Here is a 17,086-nt window from a genome sequence, read left to right as displayed (position 1 = left end):
CGAGATCTTTTTTTATTAAATAGGTTATGCTGCTATCAAATTATTTAGTCGTTTTAGCATCATTTACCATATCAACCTCATAATTGTGTCAATATAGTACTAGCCAAAAATTTACTATCCATTTGAAAGTTTAGGATAAATTAATGTCAAAAGCCTGTTATCATCCTTGGTTCCCCCTTAATACTGCGCTAAAACCCTATCCATTGGTACATTGCCAACTTAATCATCTTTCATTGACGATCAATTGGCAGCAAGAGCAAGACTCAGTTGCTATGATAATTTATTTTCCCACGATTGCTGGATTACAGGTGATTGATGAATCAAGCTATCAAACCTATTTGACTAATGTCAGTGATGGCAATAACAGCATCACATTCCCTTTAGATGAAGATTTACATATTACAGAAAATAATAATGAATATTTTAGTTTACCTTGGCCAATATGGAAGTCGGTAAAAAATGCCCGTCTTCATTGCTATGGCGGATTAGGTGAACACATTTACACTCAGTTATACAGTTATTATATTATCAGCCAAGAATGCGTATATTTAATCGATACCGAATGCGAGCCTGAAATTACATCCTTGAACATTTGAAAAGTGATGATTTAAATCACTCAGTTTTAAAAATGCATCTTATTTCAATATGTCAAATTCTGTTGTCCGCAGCAAAATCAACAGTAATAGTACAAACACGGGTCGTTTATCCCAAAACCATCATAACTACGCGGCTTGTTTGCAAAGAAATCCAAGCAAGCTCGAGGGCGTGTTAAATGACTCCGTTTGGTCGTGGGGAATAAACGTTATCATGCACGCATTGGCTAACTCAAGCATTTTCATTACACTAGCCATCCATTCAATTTCATGTAGACCGCTTCGACCATGCCAGATTTTGCCTTACTTGCAGTGTTTATTCCGACCTTTTTCTTTGTTGCCATCACGCCCGGTATGTGTATGACACTCGCCATGACGCTCGGGATGAGTATCGGTGTACGTCGAACCCTGTGGATGATGCTCGGTGAGCTTATAGGAGTAGCCTTAGTCGCCACCGCTGCAGTGATGGGTGTTGCCAGTATTATGCTCAACTATCCAGAAGTGTTTCAGATCTTTAAATGGGTCGGAGGCCTTTATTTAGGCTATATCGGCGTTCAAATGTGGCGTGCTCGAGGCAAAATGGCCATATTAAGCGATGATAAAACTAACCCAAGAGTCAGTAATCTCACCTTGATCTCACAGGGATTTATTACTGCAATTGCTAACCCTAAGGGCTGGGCGTTTATGGTGTCGCTATTGCCCCCCTTTATTAATGCAGAACGGGAAGTAGCACCACAACTCCTTGCACTCCTGAGCATTATTATGGTGACAGAGTTCACCTCTATGCTGGCCTATGCCAGTGGCGGAAAGAGTTTGCGGATCTTTTTAAGTCGCGGTGACAATATCCGCTGGCTAAATCGAATTGCTGGCAGCCTGATGATTGGCGTTGGGATCTGGTTAGCGATTAGTTAATTACGTTAATATCCAACTCTTTGTTTAAATTCTAAACTTATCTTAGCCTTTAAAAGCGCCGCGCCTATCATTTATGGCTAAGGCGCTTTTTTATAGGGCAAAACCTCACGCATCTGCTGCATATACACTTCCATTTGCACCGCTTCCTCCTCGGTAAAATGGGCAATCGCCAGCTTAAATTCGGGATGGGCAATATTGTGATAGGAATAAATGGCAACAGGCTCAAACCCGCGCAGTACCTTATGTTCGCCCTGCGCGCCTGCATCAAATACCTCTATATCTTGGGCGATGCAGTATTCAATCCCCTGATAATAACAAGCTTCAAAGTGTAATCCTTCCAGCTCTAACGTACTGCCCCAGTAACGTCCAAAGAGGCATCTCTGACCCAATTCGTTACGCCCAGTAAAGTACAAGGCTCCCGCGATCATCTCCCCTGTTGCATCGCTTACCACAAGAAGCACTATCTGCTCGGCCAAACGCTCAGCAATCATCTGAAAGAACACAGGCGTTAAATAGCCGCGATGGCCAGATCGTTTAAGGTAAGTTAATTGGTAACACTCGATAAATCGTTGCCATTGCTGGCTGGTTATCACATTTCCTGCAACAAATTCAAACCGTAAGCCATGGGTTTGTAATTGAGCACGCTCCTTCACAATATTCTTGCGCTTACGTGAATTGAGTGCGGCGAGAAACGCCTCAAAGCTGGTATAGCCACGGTTATACCAATGAAACTGCGTGCTTAAACGCCTAAGTGAAGGATTATGCGGCAAATGCTGCAGAGTCTGTTGTTTAACACTAAGCGGGGGCTCAAACAAAGATTGCTGTGAAGGCGATACAAACAAGCAATGCCAAGAGGAAATCGATGCATGTGCATCCATTAATTGACGATTTAAACACGTAAACACCAAGGCACTTAGCTGCTGCGCCTCATCTGCCGACAATCTGGGTGACAGCCCAATCCGCCGCCCCAGTACTGGCGTAAAAGGAATCGCATTCAACAGTTTAGGGTAATACGCTAGGCCATGATGTTCGTAAGCCTGCGCCCAAGCCCAGTCAAACACGTACTCGCCGTAGGAGTGAGATTTTTGATAAAGCGGCATCACGGCTAGCAGTGGTAGGTCGATAAAATGCACGGCATCCCGAGTGCTAACTATACCATCAGTATTCTGCTCTTGTGTTAACCCCATGCCGCTGGCATCGAAAACACACAGATGACAAGCTTGCCACCCCGTTGCATCACAGGCTGATAAACTCTGTTCTAAGCTAAGCAAATACTCATGTCTGCAAAAGGGATTATCCTCTCCCATCACCAGATTCCAGCTATCAGCAGCGATACTCGCTGCAGCATTGGCATAGGCAAAAATAAGCGGTCTCATGGGGTATGTTCTCGTCCTTTAAAAACGCTAAGTCAGATCCAAGGTTGCAATTAAGCCTAATTCTCGGCACATTGCATAGCTATAATGAAAATAAATTCAGGATTGAATATGCGTCCCGTCAGACAGTTAAGACCTCTTATTCTCGCCATTGCCATGGCTTTACCGTTGTTATCGTCGCCTGCACTCTATGCCGATGAGCCCTCCATTTTCAGCCAAATGGCCACGGCCCAACCGGTCTGGGCAAAACATGGCATGGTCGCCAGCCAAGAAATGCTGGCCAGTCGCACCGGCGTTGAGATCTTAAAGCAAGGCGGTAATGCCATTGATGCGGCGGTTGCAGTGGCATTCAGTTTAGCGGTTACCTTACCCCGCGCGGGCAACATTGGTGGCGGCGGATTTATGCTGGTGCATCTGGCGAAAGAAAATAAAACGATTGCCATCGATTACCGCGAAATGGCACCTTCGAAAGCGAAAAAAGATATTTTTCTTGATGAAAAAGGCGATGCAGTAGCCAAACTGAGTCGCGAGCATGGCCTCGCGGTTGGTGTACCCGGCACTGTGATGGGCATGAGTTTAGCCCTAGAAAAATATGGCACTATGACCATGGCACAGGTCACGGCGCCCGCCATCAAAATGGCACAAGAAGGAATAAGCGTCAGCCCTGATTTAGCGGTATCACTTGCAGGCTTAAAGCGCCGAATGAGTCAATGGCCAAGCACCGCAGCGATTTTCTACAAGGCCGATGGTAGCGACTATCAAGTCAATGACATGTTAAAGCAGCCCGAACTTGCCCATTCTCTGCAATTGATTGCCCAAAAAGGCACCAAAGGATTCTACGAGGGAGAAACCGCAGCTAAGCTGGTCGAGGCGGTACAAAAAGCCGGCGGCATCATGACATTAGAAGATCTTAAACACTACAAGGCGGTTGAGCGCGAACCGGTGCGTGGCCAATACCGTGGCTATGAGGTGGTTTCGATGCCACCGCCGTCTTCAGGTGGTGTGCACATTATCGAAATGCTCAATGTGTTACAGCAATTTCCAATTGATAAATTTGGCCATAACACGGCGCAAACTATCCATGTGATGGCCGAAACCATGAAGCATGCCTACGCCGATCGCAGCGAATATTTAGGCGACCCCGATTACTACAACGTGCCCCTAAAACAGTTAACCGATAAAGATTATGCCCAAAAAATTGCCAGCCAAATTGCACTAAATAAAACCACGCCAAGCGAAGAAATCAAACCCGGCAATCTAGCGCCCTACGAAAGTGACCAAACCACACACTTCTCGGTAGTCGATCGATGGGGCAATGCGGTGTCTAACACTTACACCTTAAACTTCAGCTATGGCTCAGGTTTAGTCGCAAAAGGAACCGGGATTTTACTCAATAACGAAATGGATGATTTCTCCGCAAAACCAGGCAGTCCAAACGGTTACGGCCTAGTGGGTGGCGAGGCCAACTCGGTAGAAGGTAACAAGCGTCCACTAAGTTCGATGAGCCCAACCATAGTAATGAAGGATGGCAAACCCTTCTTAGTGACAGGCAGCCCAGGTGGTTCTCGCATCATAACCACTACGCTCCAAATCATTATGAATGTGATTGATCATGGCTTAAACATTGCTGAAGCCAGCAATGCCGCACGGGTACACCATCAATGGCTACCCGATGAACTGCGGGTCGAAACCAGCCTTAACCGCGATACCATTTCATTGCTCGAAGCCAAAGGCCACAAAGTTAACGTACAATCGGCCATGGGCAGCACTCAATCCATTATGGTGACTGAACAAGGGATTTTTGGCGCCTCAGACCTTCGCCATTCTGGGAGCGAAGCGGTGGGTTACTAAGCACCAATTGTCTAGATGTGATGCTTAAAGAAATCAATCCATTTTGATGGGCGCTTAGAAAACCATATCGACCTGTGAAATTAACCTGACACAGAATTATTAACAGCCTCGATAGAACACATGGGGAATAGTATCAAACTAAGCACTGACCTATTTGAGTTAGTCTTATAATCAACCAACCGATTCTCCCTGCAGTATCCAAAATATCAGTAAAGAATCCGCCTTCTTAGAAGGCGGCTTTGACTTGCCCCTGGAAGGGGCTATTCCAAGAACCTACATCATCTGCAACGACAATTGAGCCTCATGTTCCTGATCTTGTTTATCTTGGTGGCGCACATATCGTCTAATGATTTCTTCATTAACACCTACTGTATCTACAAAATAACCTCTGGCCCAAAAGCTATTGCCCCATTGCTTTTTACGTACATGAGGGAATTTATTGAATAGCCTTATCGCACTTCTTCCTTTCAATACTCCCATCAACGTTGATACTGACAGCTTCGGCGGGATTATGACTACCAAGAAGGGCTATCCACTTAGCACGACCAACCACTATATATTGTGGTTATCGATTTTTAATTGATTGGTACGTTATCGGCTTAGAACGCACTGCTTGCTCAAGCAACCTGTAGAATAATAATCCCCGAGAATCTGACTTTCTTCTGTTGAAGCGAAATGTAAATTCATCTAAATAATAATCAAGTTGCTTAGCCTTTACCGCACCTTGATACGTACCTAAAAGCCATCTTTTACATAATGATGAGACTCGATGCACCCCAGCCATTGTTTCATGTGCAGGTACAGATGAACCTAAATGCACCATCCGATTATGCTTATATCCTTTTTTGTCTATTTGCTTGTATGCTTGAGAACCATCACTACAAATTGTGCTACCAGGCTCTATTACATCTTGAATGAATTGATGGATATGTTCTTTAGTTGCACTTTCTACTTGCCTTAAACGTATCCGCCCAAATCCAGAGGGTGATAGCAGCTCAACAGCCACCAAAACTATAGCTTTACGCTTACCCTGTTGATTTTTAATAGATGATTTTGGAATGACCCCACCTATTAATGTTTCGTCAACCTCTACGATGCCGGACAGTTTATCTCTTTCAGGGTCAACCATGGCATATCTTAACTTGTGCATTAAAGACCAAGCAGTTTGATAACTCCCAAGACCTAATAGCCTTTGGACTCCAAGAGCGCTGACCCCATTCTTTTGATTTGTAATAAACCAGACAGCTGCAAACCAACTTTTCATGGGGGTTCTTGTTTTGTCAAAAAGTGTACTTGATGTTACTGAACACTGAAAACGGCAAGCATGACATTTTAACTTGCCATTACTTAACTGATAAGGTGATTGATGGCTCGAACAGCTTGGGCAAATGAATCCGTTTGGCCAACGAAGTGCGTAAAGGTAGCTAGTGCAAGATTGTTCATCATGAAACCAATCAACAAATTCGTCCCAATTTGTAGGGTAATCGACGCCAGCTTTTAATAAATACGATGAAGTTTTCATTACTACATATTGACACTGGTGGCGCTAAATGGATAGCCCTTCTACCAAGTGAACGTGGTCTATCTGAACGTTTAATTCTAAAACCTCACAACCCTTCATATTGCAAAGGATATAAATTGACCTGTATAACTCCTTACCAAGGTTTCCTTTTAAAATTTTAAAACGGTACTTCGGAGTCCAAACAATATGATATTTGCAACGCCAATAAACATGTGATGAACTTCTATAATCGCCCATGCTTTTCGTTTCCTCTTACTTGTGGTGAATAAGAAGTCTCTTTTAGCATGGGCGTAATTCAGGCTATAGCCTCAAGGAACAATCACCACCGCCAGAGGCGGTGGTTTTGGGATGACAATAAAAAGCCCTCCAACATACCACGTTGTAAACAGGGCTTTTATCGTACTGAAAGGTACTGATTTATAATTTTTTAGTCAATTTTTTACTAATAGGCACAGAACATGAATATAAATAACGCATATCAGTTCTGGCGTTGATTTTAATCTAATTATATAAATAAAAGGCGACAATATCGTCGCCTTAACACATATTAATCAACTTTAAAAAGTAAATTAACCACCATCAGTAATATTCACAGCCACACTCACAGGTGAGCCTTTCGGTGTTTTGACAGTAATAACAAGGGCACCAGAGAGTTTTTGGTTAGGCTTGTCTTCTTGACCGATTGTAAATGCATATACTAATGGTTTATTCGATGCATTACTTGCAATTGAGTAACTTCCTCCTACTGGAACGATAAGCTTGCCGTTATCTATGGAAGTACTTATTTTAGTCTCGAAAGGCAACGTATTGTTATTAACATCAGAAACAAACAAATATACAGTCTGAGGCCCTTTCGCTACAGGTTTTGTTGGATCAGTTCTATCAATTAGATCTATTTCAGAAACTGCGGTCATCGTATCACCATCAATAGAAACTAACCGTATCATAGGTGTACTGCCTGACATAACGATGGGTATGTTTTTGAATATATTTAACTGGGCTCTATTATCATCCAAACCAGTATCAGAACAGGCTAGTCCGGAACCAGAAGCACATAATAGCCCTGTATACTTTTCATCAGCTTTATTAAATTTACCATCACTATTATAATCAACAAATTCCTCGTTTACTGCACCCGCAGGTTGGATAAGCAAATCAGCTAATGAGGAACTCTGTGATATTTTACGATAAAAACCATCCTCGTTATGGTCTGTGAAAGCCTCAGAGATATCAGTAAAAGGTTCAGTCTCACCCTTATCTATTTCTATTACACCATCGCCATTTGTATCAACAAAATCAAACAAGCCATTACCATTTAAATCAACAAAACTTTCCTCACCAATAGCATAAGCAGTGATAGTCGCTCGACCTGGTCTAGGTTCAGGTAATAATGAATTTTTACCTGAATCAAATTGCGACTTTAATGTTCCCATACAAGGAGGATTAAAGTCACCATTAAATGACTCGGGGCATTTCACAAGTGTAGTGTCAAAAGGTCTAGGGTTCTGACTGCGCCATTGAACACTGCAAGCACCATCAGGATTAGTTAAACCACCCGTTGTACAAGAGCCTGGTATAGCACCTCCTTCTGCAGTAAAAACGATTACTGTTCCTGCTGGAACCATGTTATTAAAATGATCCGCTGCTAAAACATTAATATCTACAAGTTCATTATCATAATCCCAACCTTCAGGATTAAACGTAGATGCAGAGACAGAGAAACTATTAGCATCTGCAAGGCCAGTTGTGATCGCCAGCTGATCTGACACATTTGAAATAACACCATTATGACCTGCAGCAGTACTGCCAGCCCATAATGCAAACACTTTTACAGGAGTCGCTCTATCACCACTTCTAACAATAACAGATGCTAATCCTGCACTGTCTGTTACAGCAACGGCATATTTATTTGGAGCATTTAAATCAACAGGATAGTTAGAAGTATTCGGCTTTGGAAAATTAGGGCAATCGAGATAATCTTGCGCTAAAGGAGCAGGACTTAAGCTAATACCCCCTACTTCAGTACTTAACTCAAAACAAACTCTTTCTTGCCCTGCTGGCGCAGCAGTCTCATCTAGTAACTTAAATGTTACTACTGATGTTTCAGAACGAGATCCTGCACCAGCGATTCCTCCTGTACCTTGCAAGGCCAGCAATGTCGGATTAGCTGAAACATACTGCAAAGCACCAACTTTGATAGAATCAATATTTATAACTGCAGTTGAACTTACACTTCCCCCGCCAGTTATAGCAGAAACAGATACTGTATCTTGTGTCTCACACCCTGTACTTCGATAGGTAGCATACCCCTTCCCACCATTTGTAATAACAGGAGAGTCAATTATTGCTTTATTTGATGCTTGGCATTCAGAAGTAAATACAAGAGTAAAAGGTTGACCAGTTGCTAATGAACCGTCTGGATTTAAAACCGTGACATCCAAAATGGTAGAACCGCCAGCAGGTAGTAAATTTGTACCAAGAGAGGTTTCTAGTTTTAGAGAAATGTTTACCCTGCCAATTTCAAACGCTTTCGTTGAGGTAACATCTTTCACTTTTAAAGATACTTCACCCGCACCAACACTACCATTAGCATATAGATCTAAAATCGCTTTACCATCAGCATTTGTAATAGCTGTACCAGAATTAGGGCTTATTGCTCCTAATGTTGTTGCTGCAGTAACAAGCACTTGTTGCAAAGGCTGCGTACTACCAGAACGAGTAACTTTAGCCCCTATGATGCCTGGTTTATCATTAGTGATATTGTCTGTGGGTTGACAAACTTCAAAGTTCTTTAGTGTTTTATCCCAAGCTGCAACACCATTACAATTATATATATCAAATGTGATTTCTGGACTAGCCTCTACTGGATCTATTTCATCCCCTGCTGTAGCAAATCCAATAATGGCTTTAGCCGTTCCGTAAGTAGCAGTAATTTCGCCAGCGCCTTCAATACTACCGGCGGTCAAAGTAATTGATGCTCGACCAATAGAATCAGTAAGTGCAGTGCCTTTAGAAGGTAAAAAATTACCTAAACTGCTTGCAAAACTTACGACTTTACCGCTTAGAGGAATTGAGTCCTTATCGACTAAAGTAACAGTAACCTTCGCTGGTTGGTTAGCACTGATATTTGTAGTTGATAGACCTGTAAGGCTATTGGTTAATTGAATCGATAAAGAATTAGCTTCACCATTACCACCGGGGGCGTCACCTGCAACTTCAGCGTTGAAGCTATCAGTAATAATGTCATTGTCGAGAGAGAAGCTTGCAGTAACAGTTGCAGCACCAGCATTTGTTCCAGTAACAAGTGTAACTAGAGCTCGACCACTTAAATCAGTTAATGCTGTACCAGAGGATGGATTTAGAATACCTTCACCGTTTAGATTGAAGGAAATCTTTTGATAACTTGCAGGAACTCCATCCTTTAACAAAGTAGCAACCACAGAGCCAGGTACACTATGGCTAATTTTTCTTAAATTATTACCTTGTGAGTCTTGAATATTTAGTGTTATGGCGTATGAATCTATGGGTTTAACAACAACCTCATCCCCTAATGTATTGAATCCAAGAGGTTCAGCTTCAGTACCATCTACTTTAGCTGTAATTTTGCCCGCTCCAGCAATGGTGCCAGCGGTAATCGATATTTCAGCTATTCCTTGTGAGTTAGTCAGGGCAGTTCCAGATTCAGGGGACAGTTTACCTAACGTTGAGTTGAATACAACAACCTTGCCAACAAGGGGCTCATTCAAGCTGTTAGTATAAGAGGCTTTAATTATTCCCCGAACTGCCGCACTTATACCTGTGATAACTTGCTGCTGCTGATTTACAAGAGAAAGCGCTAACTTATTGCCTGTACCAGGATTGGTAACTCCATCACCCTTTGAGAAAAAACCCTTTGTAGCTGACTCTCCAGTTGCAATACTTGCTGTGACGTTACCTGCTCCAGCTAGCGTTGCTGTTTCTAATTTTATTGTTGCAACACCTGACGAATCCGTTAGTTGTGTCCCTGTTGCTGGAGTGAAGATGCCTAATGAAGCATTATCAAGTTTAAATGTAACAACCACTCCAGCTTTAGGGCCAGTCTTAGAGTCTACTACTGTTGCTTTTACCTCAGCAGGAGTAGCTAATGAAACATTATCACTGTTAGAAATACTCAATGAAACAGTGATAACACTTGGGGTGGGCGTGGGGCCAGTGCCATCGTCGGTGATACTACCTCCACCTCCGCATGCAACCAAGAAAAGTGAACATAATCCTGCGAGAAAAACCTTATACGCTGACTTCATTGTCAGGCTCCCTGTTACTCTAATGATAATACTAAAATTGACGCCTATAACTTATAGGCTAACATTACACAATTTTCACGTAACTTTACCATTACTCTCTTATTTTATTTCGCATATTTTGCACTTAGTTTAACATTAGAACTCATTTAAACTTCTGCATTTTCTTGCTAGGCTTGTCGTCGCCAATATTAGAACGTATAAAAAACACACAGGAACCCCCATGGCAACCTCATTACAAAATAAACTCGGACTGACCAGTAAAATCTTAATCGGCATGGCAACCGGCATTATATTCGGACTTATTCTTCGCAATTTGTTCCCCGACAGTATCTTTATTAAGGACTATATCACCGACGGTTTTTTACATGTAATCGGTACGATTTTTATCTCAAGCTTAAAAATGTTAGTGGTTCCACTGGTGTTTATTTCATTAGTTTGTGGGACTTGTTCGTTAAGTGAGCCATCTAAGTTGGGACGATTAGGGGGTAAAACCTTAGCCTTTTATTTATTCACAACTGTCCTTGCATTAGTGTTGGCCGTGTTTGCTGCGGTCATAGTCCATCCAGGGGATGCGACATTAGCTAACGAAAAGTTAAATTATGTCGCAAAAGAAGCACCCAGTTTTGCTCAGGTCATCATTGACATGATGCCCACCAATCCGGTGCAGGCCATGAGTGAAGGAAATATGCTGCAAATCATTATTTTTGCAGTTATTTTCGGCTTTGCTATTGCTCATCTTGGGGAGCGAGGTAACCGTATCGCCCAGCTTTTTGATGACCTAAACAACGTAATTATGCGGGTAGTGACCCTAGTTATGCAGTTAGCGCCCTATGGTGTGTTTGCACTGATGGCAAAATTAGCCTTGACCTTAGGTTTAGAAACCTTTGGCAGTGTCGTTAAATACTTCTTCCTTGTACTTACTCTGCTACTTATTCATAATTTTGTGACCTATTCAATCTTACTTAAAGCATTTTCTGGATTAAATCCGCTGATTTTCATCCGTAAAATGCGCGATGTGCAGCTGTTTGCTTTTTCAACTGCCAGCTCTAACGCAACCTTACCTATTACCATTGAAGCTTCTGAACACAGACTCGGTGTCGACAATAAAATTGCCTCTTTTACCCTGCCATTAGGCGCAACCATTAACATGGATGGTACTGCGATTATGCAAGGTGTAGCTACGGTATTTATCGCCCAAGTATTTGGTATTGAATTATCGCTTACCGATTACGCAGCGGTGATTGTCACAGCCACTTTAGCCTCTATTGGCACCGCCGGAGTCCCTGGTGTTGGGTTAATTATGTTGGCTATGGTACTTAACCAAGTTGGCCTCCCCGTTGAAGGTATTGCCCTAATTATTGGTGTTGATCGACTGCTGGATATGGTGCGTACCGCGGTTAACGTCACCGGCGATTGTGTGGCCACAGTCATTATCGCGAAATCAGAAGGCGAATTTAATGAAACTGTATTTAACAATACTCAAGCAGGCAAAATTGCTCCTAGCTTCGATGAACAAGTCCATAAAATAGATTAAAAATGTCCTTATAATTTATGGTTAATGTTTATCCTCCAAGCCCAACGTTGTTGGGCTTGCTTATGATTGAATATCGTCAAATCGTTGTTTTGTGAACAAGCAAATAGAATAGTCCTTTAAATGTCGCTATATTAGCCCACATCAAAATTGTTATTGGAGAATATTATGTGGTGGAGAGTGAGTTGGATTATTGTCGCCTTTTGGCTGTTAAGCGCACATTTTTTACGGTACGACCAACTCGTGTTCACCAGTATTTTTGCATTAGCGCCTCTTGGCTTACTCATTAAACACCCACTTGTCATTCGTCTGCTGCAAGCCGTTTTGTGTATCAGCGTTATCATCGTTTGGAGCACCACAGCAATTGATGCCATACAGATGCGGATCTCCCACGGCGCGCCTTGGTTAAGACTTGCGCTCATCATGGGTAGCGTAATGCTTTTTAGTTTAGGAGCGGTGTGGAGCGCCAACGACATCTGGCGCAGAGCGAAAAGTACTTATGCTAAGGCCTAATAGCCACCAAAATATGCTTTAAAGATAATGACTTTAAAGACAATAGATTAGTACTTATTTTCGACATTGATGAACCTTGGTCAGCCGAGGTTAAGTTCCTTGTGGCTAAGATAAGACAATATTTGGCTCCCACGTATATTTTGCGTACACTGAGCCCAGTCGAAATTAAGGCATGAGTATTATGAGAATTTTGGTTGTTGAAGATGATCTTATTTTATCCCACCATCTAAAAGTACAACTAAGTGACTTGGGCAACCAAGTTCAAGTTGCCCTCACTGCCAAGGAAGGATTCTTCCAAGCAACCAATTATCCCATAGATGTCGCGATTGTCGATTTAGGTTTACCCGATCAAGATGGTATCAGCCTTATCCAGCAATTACGTGAAGAAGGCGTTAAAGCCCCCATTCTTATCCTCACGGCGAGGGTGAATTGGCAAGATAAAGTTGAAGGCCTCAATGCGGGCGCAGACGATTACTTAGTTAAACCCTTCCAAAAAGAAGAACTTGTTGCAAGGCTTGATGCCTTGGTCAGACGCAGCGCAGGGTTTGTCAAACCTGTTATTACCAGTGGTGAGTTAAAACTCGATCTTGCCGCTAAACAAGTGACCCTCGGTAATGACATCATGGAAGTCACCGCCTTTGAGTATCTTATCCTCGAATATTTAATGCGCCATTGCCACGAGGTAGTAGCAAAGCAGCGGCTGCTAGATGTGATCTATGGCGACAAAGAAGGCGACCCAAATACTATTGAAGTCATGGTGAGCCGTTTACGTAAAAAACTGACCCGCGATGGAATAGATAATCCGATAGCGACAATCCGTGGCCAAGGATATAAATTCAATCTGCCATGCAACTAAGACTCAAGTTTAAGAAACGTCTACTCACGCGGATGTTTCTCACCTCGCTATCCATCATCACCTTAGTGGGGTTTGGCCTCGCATGGATGGTGAACGTTCTGCATGCTCAAAATAGTTATAACGAAGAAACCGCCCAGCTCATCGCCGAAATTCCTCAAGTCGCCGCCGAACTGAGGGAGCATGATCTCATCCCCGATACCAGTGCTTGGTTAGAGGAAAACAACAAGCAAGAACGCTATGTGATTGCTAGTTGTGATGAAAAGTTTAAACAAGTATGGACCTCATCCCTCGCCGTCGACCGTGGCCTATTCGATACCTGCGAACGATTTAACGAAATCCGTAACGACTCTCCGCCCTATTACCTCACTATGGCAGATGACAGAGGTTACTTTGTGTATTTGCTCGCGGTTGAAATCGCAGGCGTGCATTACAATCTGCTGGTGATGAAAGATGCCGCTAAACTGGAGCAGGAATATAGTAAATTCAGTAAACGTACCTATATCCGTCTTGCGATGGTGCTCGCATTAGCCCTTATTTTACTGGTTAGTGCCGCGTATTGGGGGATGCGCCCGCTCGTCAGAATGCAAAATGAACTTCAGTCGATTAACCAAGGTAAGACGAAATCTCTGTCTGAAGGCTATCCCGTTGAACTCGAAGGGGTAACTCAAGCGCTTAACCAGCTATTACAACAATCGAGCGCTCAACAGCAACGCTATCAGAATGCAATGAATGATCTGGCACACAGCTTGAAAACTCGCCTCGCCGCCGTTCATGCCATTACCGACGACACAAGTCTCAATAAACAATCTGCCAATGAAAAAATCATGGAGCAGATCAGCCAAATGGATCAACTGGTTAAATATCAACTAAAACGCGCCATGTTAGGTCGCCAAGGGTTAAAGCAAGAACACACCCCCATTGCGCCACTTGTTGAACAACTCGCACAAATGCTATTTAAGATTTACCGCGATAAACAAGTACAATTTAAAGCCAACATTTCGGCTAATTTATTGTTTCCTGGCAATAAAGGCGATTTGATGGAACTTTGCGGCAATTTAATGGAAAACGCCTTTAGATTATGTATTAGCCAAGTACAGGTGACGGCACATTTTAATGAGCAGGGTGATTTTGAGTTAATCGTCGAAGATGATGGCCCAGGCGTAGAAGAGCAATTGCGGCAAAAAATCATTCAACGGGGCGTGAGAGCCGACACCCAATCCCCAGGACAAGGGATTGGTTTAGCCGTATGTGATGAAATTGTCAGTAGCTATGGTGGAAGCCTGAAAATAGAGGAAAGCCATTTAGAAGGCGCACTATTCAGGATTACCATCCCTGCCTGACCATTTTATGCATAAACAGCATATAGCTGCTCGGCCCGATTAAACATCACCCAAGAGGTGGCAATGTATTTATCATTACTAATAGGCATATTGCCGCGGTGGGAATGGGTAAAGCCTGCTGGCGCAATCACCATTGTGCCTTTTTTAGGCGAAATCTTACGTTGCTGGTAATAAAACTCGGTCTCCCCCCCCTCCTCCACATCGTTTAAATAAAACATATAGAGCACCACACGGTGTAAGGCTTCATTGTGGCTTAGTTGGGGGAATTGCTCCGAATGCCAGTGGGGATATCCACCTTTATTCTTTTGATATTTTTGAATATTAATACTGCCACTACGGTATAAATATTTGACTAATGCCTCCGCTCTAGGCTTACCTAAACGCTCAAAATTGCTTGGTGTTAAGGTAACCGCTTGACCTTGCTCATCACTGACAGAAACCGCCACTGCTCCCATTAGCGCCATTGCATATTGGCTAAAATAGTCTGCCGTTCCCTTAAGAGTGTAAGATAACAATTCATTTTTAAGAGGCTGTAAATCGGTGAAATTATCTAATGTAAGATCTCGACTGATCTTTTTTTCAAGGTCAACACCATTGCCAGTTTGCCCATCAACGACGCCAGAGTGCTTTTCAAACGCAAGAATGAGACGATCACATAGATCATCAGGTATTGCATTAGGGTATACTTCGATAAAATCCATATATGCTCGATGCTTTGGCTATTTTCTACTCTTACTATGCTGACATGTTAGTTAAGTAATTGTAAAGCTGCATCAATAACAGAATGCCGACCACCTTTTGAATTGATGCAAAACGGAAGTAGAGCGCCTTAGTCACTCTCTACCGGCAGTAAATGTTAACACGTGGTAACGCACTATACGTTGGATTGGTTATTTTTAACTCAGCCCATGAGGTCTGCAAATAGCCGCTTTGCCTAAAGTGCGTTAAACTCCCGCTGATCTCTGAATCTTCAGGTTGTCTGGGGATAAAATAACTTCATTAGCTTCGCGATAACAAAAATATGAAAAAAAGCTGTAAAGTCTCAGTTCATCAATTACAGGTAGGGAATTTTGTGCGTTTACCCGTTGCCTGGAAAGATCATCCTTTTTTATTCAGTAGCTTTCACATTAAACAGGCTGCGCAAATTGAATTAATTAAAAATCTTGGTATTGAACACGTTATCGTCGATTTAGAGCGCAGTGAAATCGCCCCCTTAAATCCTGAAGCGGTTAACCCCATAACACTGCCTCCCAGCCCTGAACTCCATGATCTTAAAAATAATATGGATATCTACAAGGCTGAACAAATTGAAGTACAAAAGAAACTTCGCCGAGATATTCATAAAACTGAGCAAAATTTCACTCGCTCAGTCGCCATGATGCGCAGTCTGATCTCTAAGCTACGCAATCGGCCATTGAATGCCGTTGATGATGCCAAGGTGTTAGTTCAAAGTATGGTGGAACAACTCTTAACCTCAGACAATCTAGTGCTGCATTTAATGAGTGATGCCAAGCAGGATGAAAGCATTTATTATCATTCATTAAATGTCTCCATCCTCTCCATGCTGATTGCCAAAGAGATGGAATGGGACCGTAGTGAAATCGAATTAGTCGGCTTAAGCGCTCTGTTTCATGATGTGGGAAAACTCAAAGTACCCCCGCAAATTTTGAAAAAAACCACACCTTGGTCTGCACCCGAGCTTAATTTTATTAAGCAGCATCCTCTACTTGGGATTGATTTACTCAAGCTGGCAGACAATTTCCCTGAAGCCGCACTCCCTGCGATCATTAACCACCATGAGTTTCTTGATGGCAGTGGTTATCCCAAAGGGTTAAAGGAGGCGGACCTTGATAAGATATCCCAATTATTAGCGGTCGTGAATGAATATGACTCCCTTTGTTATCCCAGTAACCAGGGTAAAGCACGTATGCCCTACGCCGCATTAGGACATTTGTATAAGCAATATAAAACGAAATTAAATCAGGAATATATTGGCAAAATGATCAAAATGTTGGGTATTTATCCGCCGGGAAGTGTGGTGGAATTATCTAGCGGCCAATATGCCATGGTGATGTCGGTTAACTTGCAAAAACTACTCTGCCCTAAAATCCTCGTTTACGATGCATTAGTGCCTAAAGATCAAGCGCCTATCGTCGATCTTGAAGTCGAAGGGATCAGTATTGTGCGCTGCCTCCCCGCTGCAGCTTTACCTGAAAAAGTACACGAATACCTCAACCCACGGGAACGTGTCAGTTATTACTTTGGGGGTGATAGCCGCAAGTAAAACATCAGTAAAAAGCAGGAGAGACTCC

12 protein-coding genes and 2 pseudogenes are annotated in these 17,086 nt (G+C 42.7%); 8 read left to right on the top strand and 6 right to left on the bottom strand.

Annotated features, from left to right (window positions below):
* Window positions 1-143 precede the first annotated feature (143 nt).
* Entirely contained in the window at window positions 144-596 is a 453-nt protein-coding gene (locus tag SO_RS09035) for a hypothetical protein (protein ID WP_011072050.1), read from the top strand.
* Between the two features lie 285 nt (window positions 597-881).
* Window positions 882-1,505 carry a LysE family translocator gene (locus tag SO_RS09030; protein ID WP_011072049.1) on the top strand — a complete coding sequence of 208 codons (624 nt, stop codon included), beginning with the start codon at window positions 882-884 and terminating at the stop codon, window positions 1,503-1,505.
* A gap of 77 nt (window positions 1,506-1,582) precedes the next feature.
* Here SO_RS09030 and SO_RS09025 read toward each other — a convergent pair whose 3' ends face one another.
* A complete protein-coding gene (locus SO_RS09025; protein WP_011072048.1) occupies window positions 1,583-2,881 on the bottom strand; it encodes a GNAT family N-acetyltransferase in 1,299 nt (432 codons plus the stop codon).
* Between the two features lie 108 nt (window positions 2,882-2,989).
* Here SO_RS09025 and ggt point away from each other — a divergent pair, with 108 nt between their 5' ends.
* Entirely contained in the window at window positions 2,990-4,729 is a 1,740-nt protein-coding gene (gene ggt / locus SO_RS09020; protein ID WP_011072047.1) for a gamma-glutamyltransferase, read from the top strand.
* Window positions 4,730-5,002: 273 nt separating this feature from the next.
* Here the strand turns inward: ggt and tnpA (SO_RS09015) are convergent.
* From tnpA (SO_RS09015) to SO_RS09000, 4 genes and pseudogenes are all read right to left on the bottom strand, one after another.
* Window positions 5,003-5,251 (bottom strand): annotated as a pseudogene (gene tnpA / locus SO_RS09015) (IS200/IS605-like element ISSod23 family transposase); the annotation flags it as partial.
* 43 nt (window positions 5,252-5,294) lie between these two features.
* Entirely contained in the window at window positions 5,295-6,251 is a 957-nt protein-coding gene (locus SO_RS09010; RefSeq protein WP_011071113.1) for an IS1595-like element ISSod11 family transposase, read from the bottom strand.
* A 42-nt stretch (window positions 6,252-6,293) separates the two neighbouring features.
* A pseudogene (gene tnpA, locus SO_RS09005) lies at window positions 6,294-6,488 on the bottom strand (IS200/IS605-like element ISSod23 family transposase); the annotation flags it as partial.
* A 332-nt stretch (window positions 6,489-6,820) separates the two neighbouring features.
* Window positions 6,821-10,534, bottom strand: a complete 3,714-nt coding sequence (locus SO_RS09000; RefSeq protein ID WP_011072046.1) for an invasin — start codon at window positions 10,532-10,534, stop codon at window positions 6,821-6,823.
* A 220-nt stretch (window positions 10,535-10,754) separates the two neighbouring features.
* Between SO_RS09000 and SO_RS08995 the strand changes: the two genes are divergently transcribed.
* The 4 genes from SO_RS08995 to SO_RS08980 all read left to right on the top strand — a co-directional run bounded on the left by SO_RS08995 (window position 10,755) and on the right by SO_RS08980 (window position 14,774).
* Window positions 10,755-12,068: a dicarboxylate/amino acid:cation symporter gene (locus SO_RS08995; RefSeq protein WP_011072045.1), complete on the top strand. Its 1,314-nt coding sequence runs from the start codon at window positions 10,755-10,757 to the stop codon at window positions 12,066-12,068.
* Between the two features lie 165 nt (window positions 12,069-12,233).
* A complete protein-coding gene (locus tag SO_RS08990; protein WP_011072044.1) occupies window positions 12,234-12,578 on the top strand; it encodes a hypothetical protein in 345 nt (114 codons plus the stop codon).
* A 181-nt stretch (window positions 12,579-12,759) separates the two neighbouring features.
* Entirely contained in the window at window positions 12,760-13,434 is a 675-nt protein-coding gene (locus SO_RS08985; RefSeq protein WP_011072043.1) for a response regulator, read from the top strand.
* The gene (locus tag SO_RS08980; protein WP_011072042.1) at window positions 13,425-14,774 is read left to right on the top strand and encodes an ATP-binding protein; all 1,350 of its coding nucleotides are present in this window, start codon (window positions 13,425-13,427) and stop codon (window positions 14,772-14,774) included. The genes SO_RS08985 and SO_RS08980 overlap by 10 nt, the downstream gene beginning before the upstream one ends.
* Before the next feature lie 5 nt (window positions 14,775-14,779).
* Here the strand turns inward: SO_RS08980 and SO_RS08975 are convergent, their stop codons facing one another.
* A complete protein-coding gene (locus SO_RS08975; protein WP_011072041.1) occupies window positions 14,780-15,475 on the bottom strand; it encodes a 2OG-Fe(II) oxygenase in 696 nt (231 codons plus the stop codon).
* A gap of 320 nt (window positions 15,476-15,795) precedes the next feature.
* Between SO_RS08975 and SO_RS08970 the strand changes: the two genes are divergently transcribed.
* A complete protein-coding gene (locus SO_RS08970; RefSeq protein WP_011072040.1) occupies window positions 15,796-17,058 on the top strand; it encodes an HD-GYP domain-containing protein in 1,263 nt (420 codons plus the stop codon).
* Window positions 17,059-17,086 lie beyond the last annotated feature (28 nt).

Source organism: Shewanella oneidensis MR-1 (genome assembly GCF_000146165.2).
Lineage (GTDB): Bacteria > Pseudomonadota > Gammaproteobacteria > Enterobacterales > Shewanellaceae > Shewanella > Shewanella oneidensis.
The sequence above is the reverse complement of the archived record's forward strand: the minus strand, read 5'-3'. Positions and strand labels throughout refer to the sequence as shown.

Coding starts and splice junctions, on each gene's coding strand:
- SO_RS09025 (WP_011072048.1), bottom strand. CDS start 2,881: ATGAGACCGCTTATTTTTGCCTATGCCAATGCTGCAGCGAGTATCGCT.
- SO_RS09030 (WP_011072049.1), top strand. CDS start 882: ATGCCAGATTTTGCCTTACTTGCAGTGTTTATTCCGACCTTTTTCTTT.
- SO_RS08995 (WP_011072045.1), top strand. CDS start 10,755: ATGGCAACCTCATTACAAAATAAACTCGGACTGACCAGTAAAATCTTA.
- SO_RS09000 (WP_011072046.1), bottom strand. CDS start 10,534: ATGAAGTCAGCGTATAAGGTTTTTCTCGCAGGATTATGTTCACTTTTC.
- SO_RS09010 (WP_011071113.1), bottom strand. CDS start 6,251: ATGAAAACTTCATCGTATTTATTAAAAGCTGGCGTCGATTACCCTACA.
- SO_RS08975 (WP_011072041.1), bottom strand. CDS start 15,475: ATGGATTTTATCGAAGTATACCCTAATGCAATACCTGATGATCTATGT.
- SO_RS08990 (WP_011072044.1), top strand. CDS start 12,234: ATGTGGTGGAGAGTGAGTTGGATTATTGTCGCCTTTTGGCTGTTAAGC.
- SO_RS08970 (WP_011072040.1), top strand. CDS start 15,796: ATGAAAAAAAGCTGTAAAGTCTCAGTTCATCAATTACAGGTAGGGAAT.
- SO_RS09035 (WP_011072050.1), top strand. CDS start 144: ATGTCAAAAGCCTGTTATCATCCTTGGTTCCCCCTTAATACTGCGCTA.
- SO_RS08985 (WP_011072043.1), top strand. CDS start 12,760: ATGAGAATTTTGGTTGTTGAAGATGATCTTATTTTATCCCACCATCTA.
- ggt (WP_011072047.1), top strand. CDS start 2,990: ATGCGTCCCGTCAGACAGTTAAGACCTCTTATTCTCGCCATTGCCATG.
- SO_RS08980 (WP_011072042.1), top strand. CDS start 13,425: ATGCAACTAAGACTCAAGTTTAAGAAACGTCTACTCACGCGGATGTTT.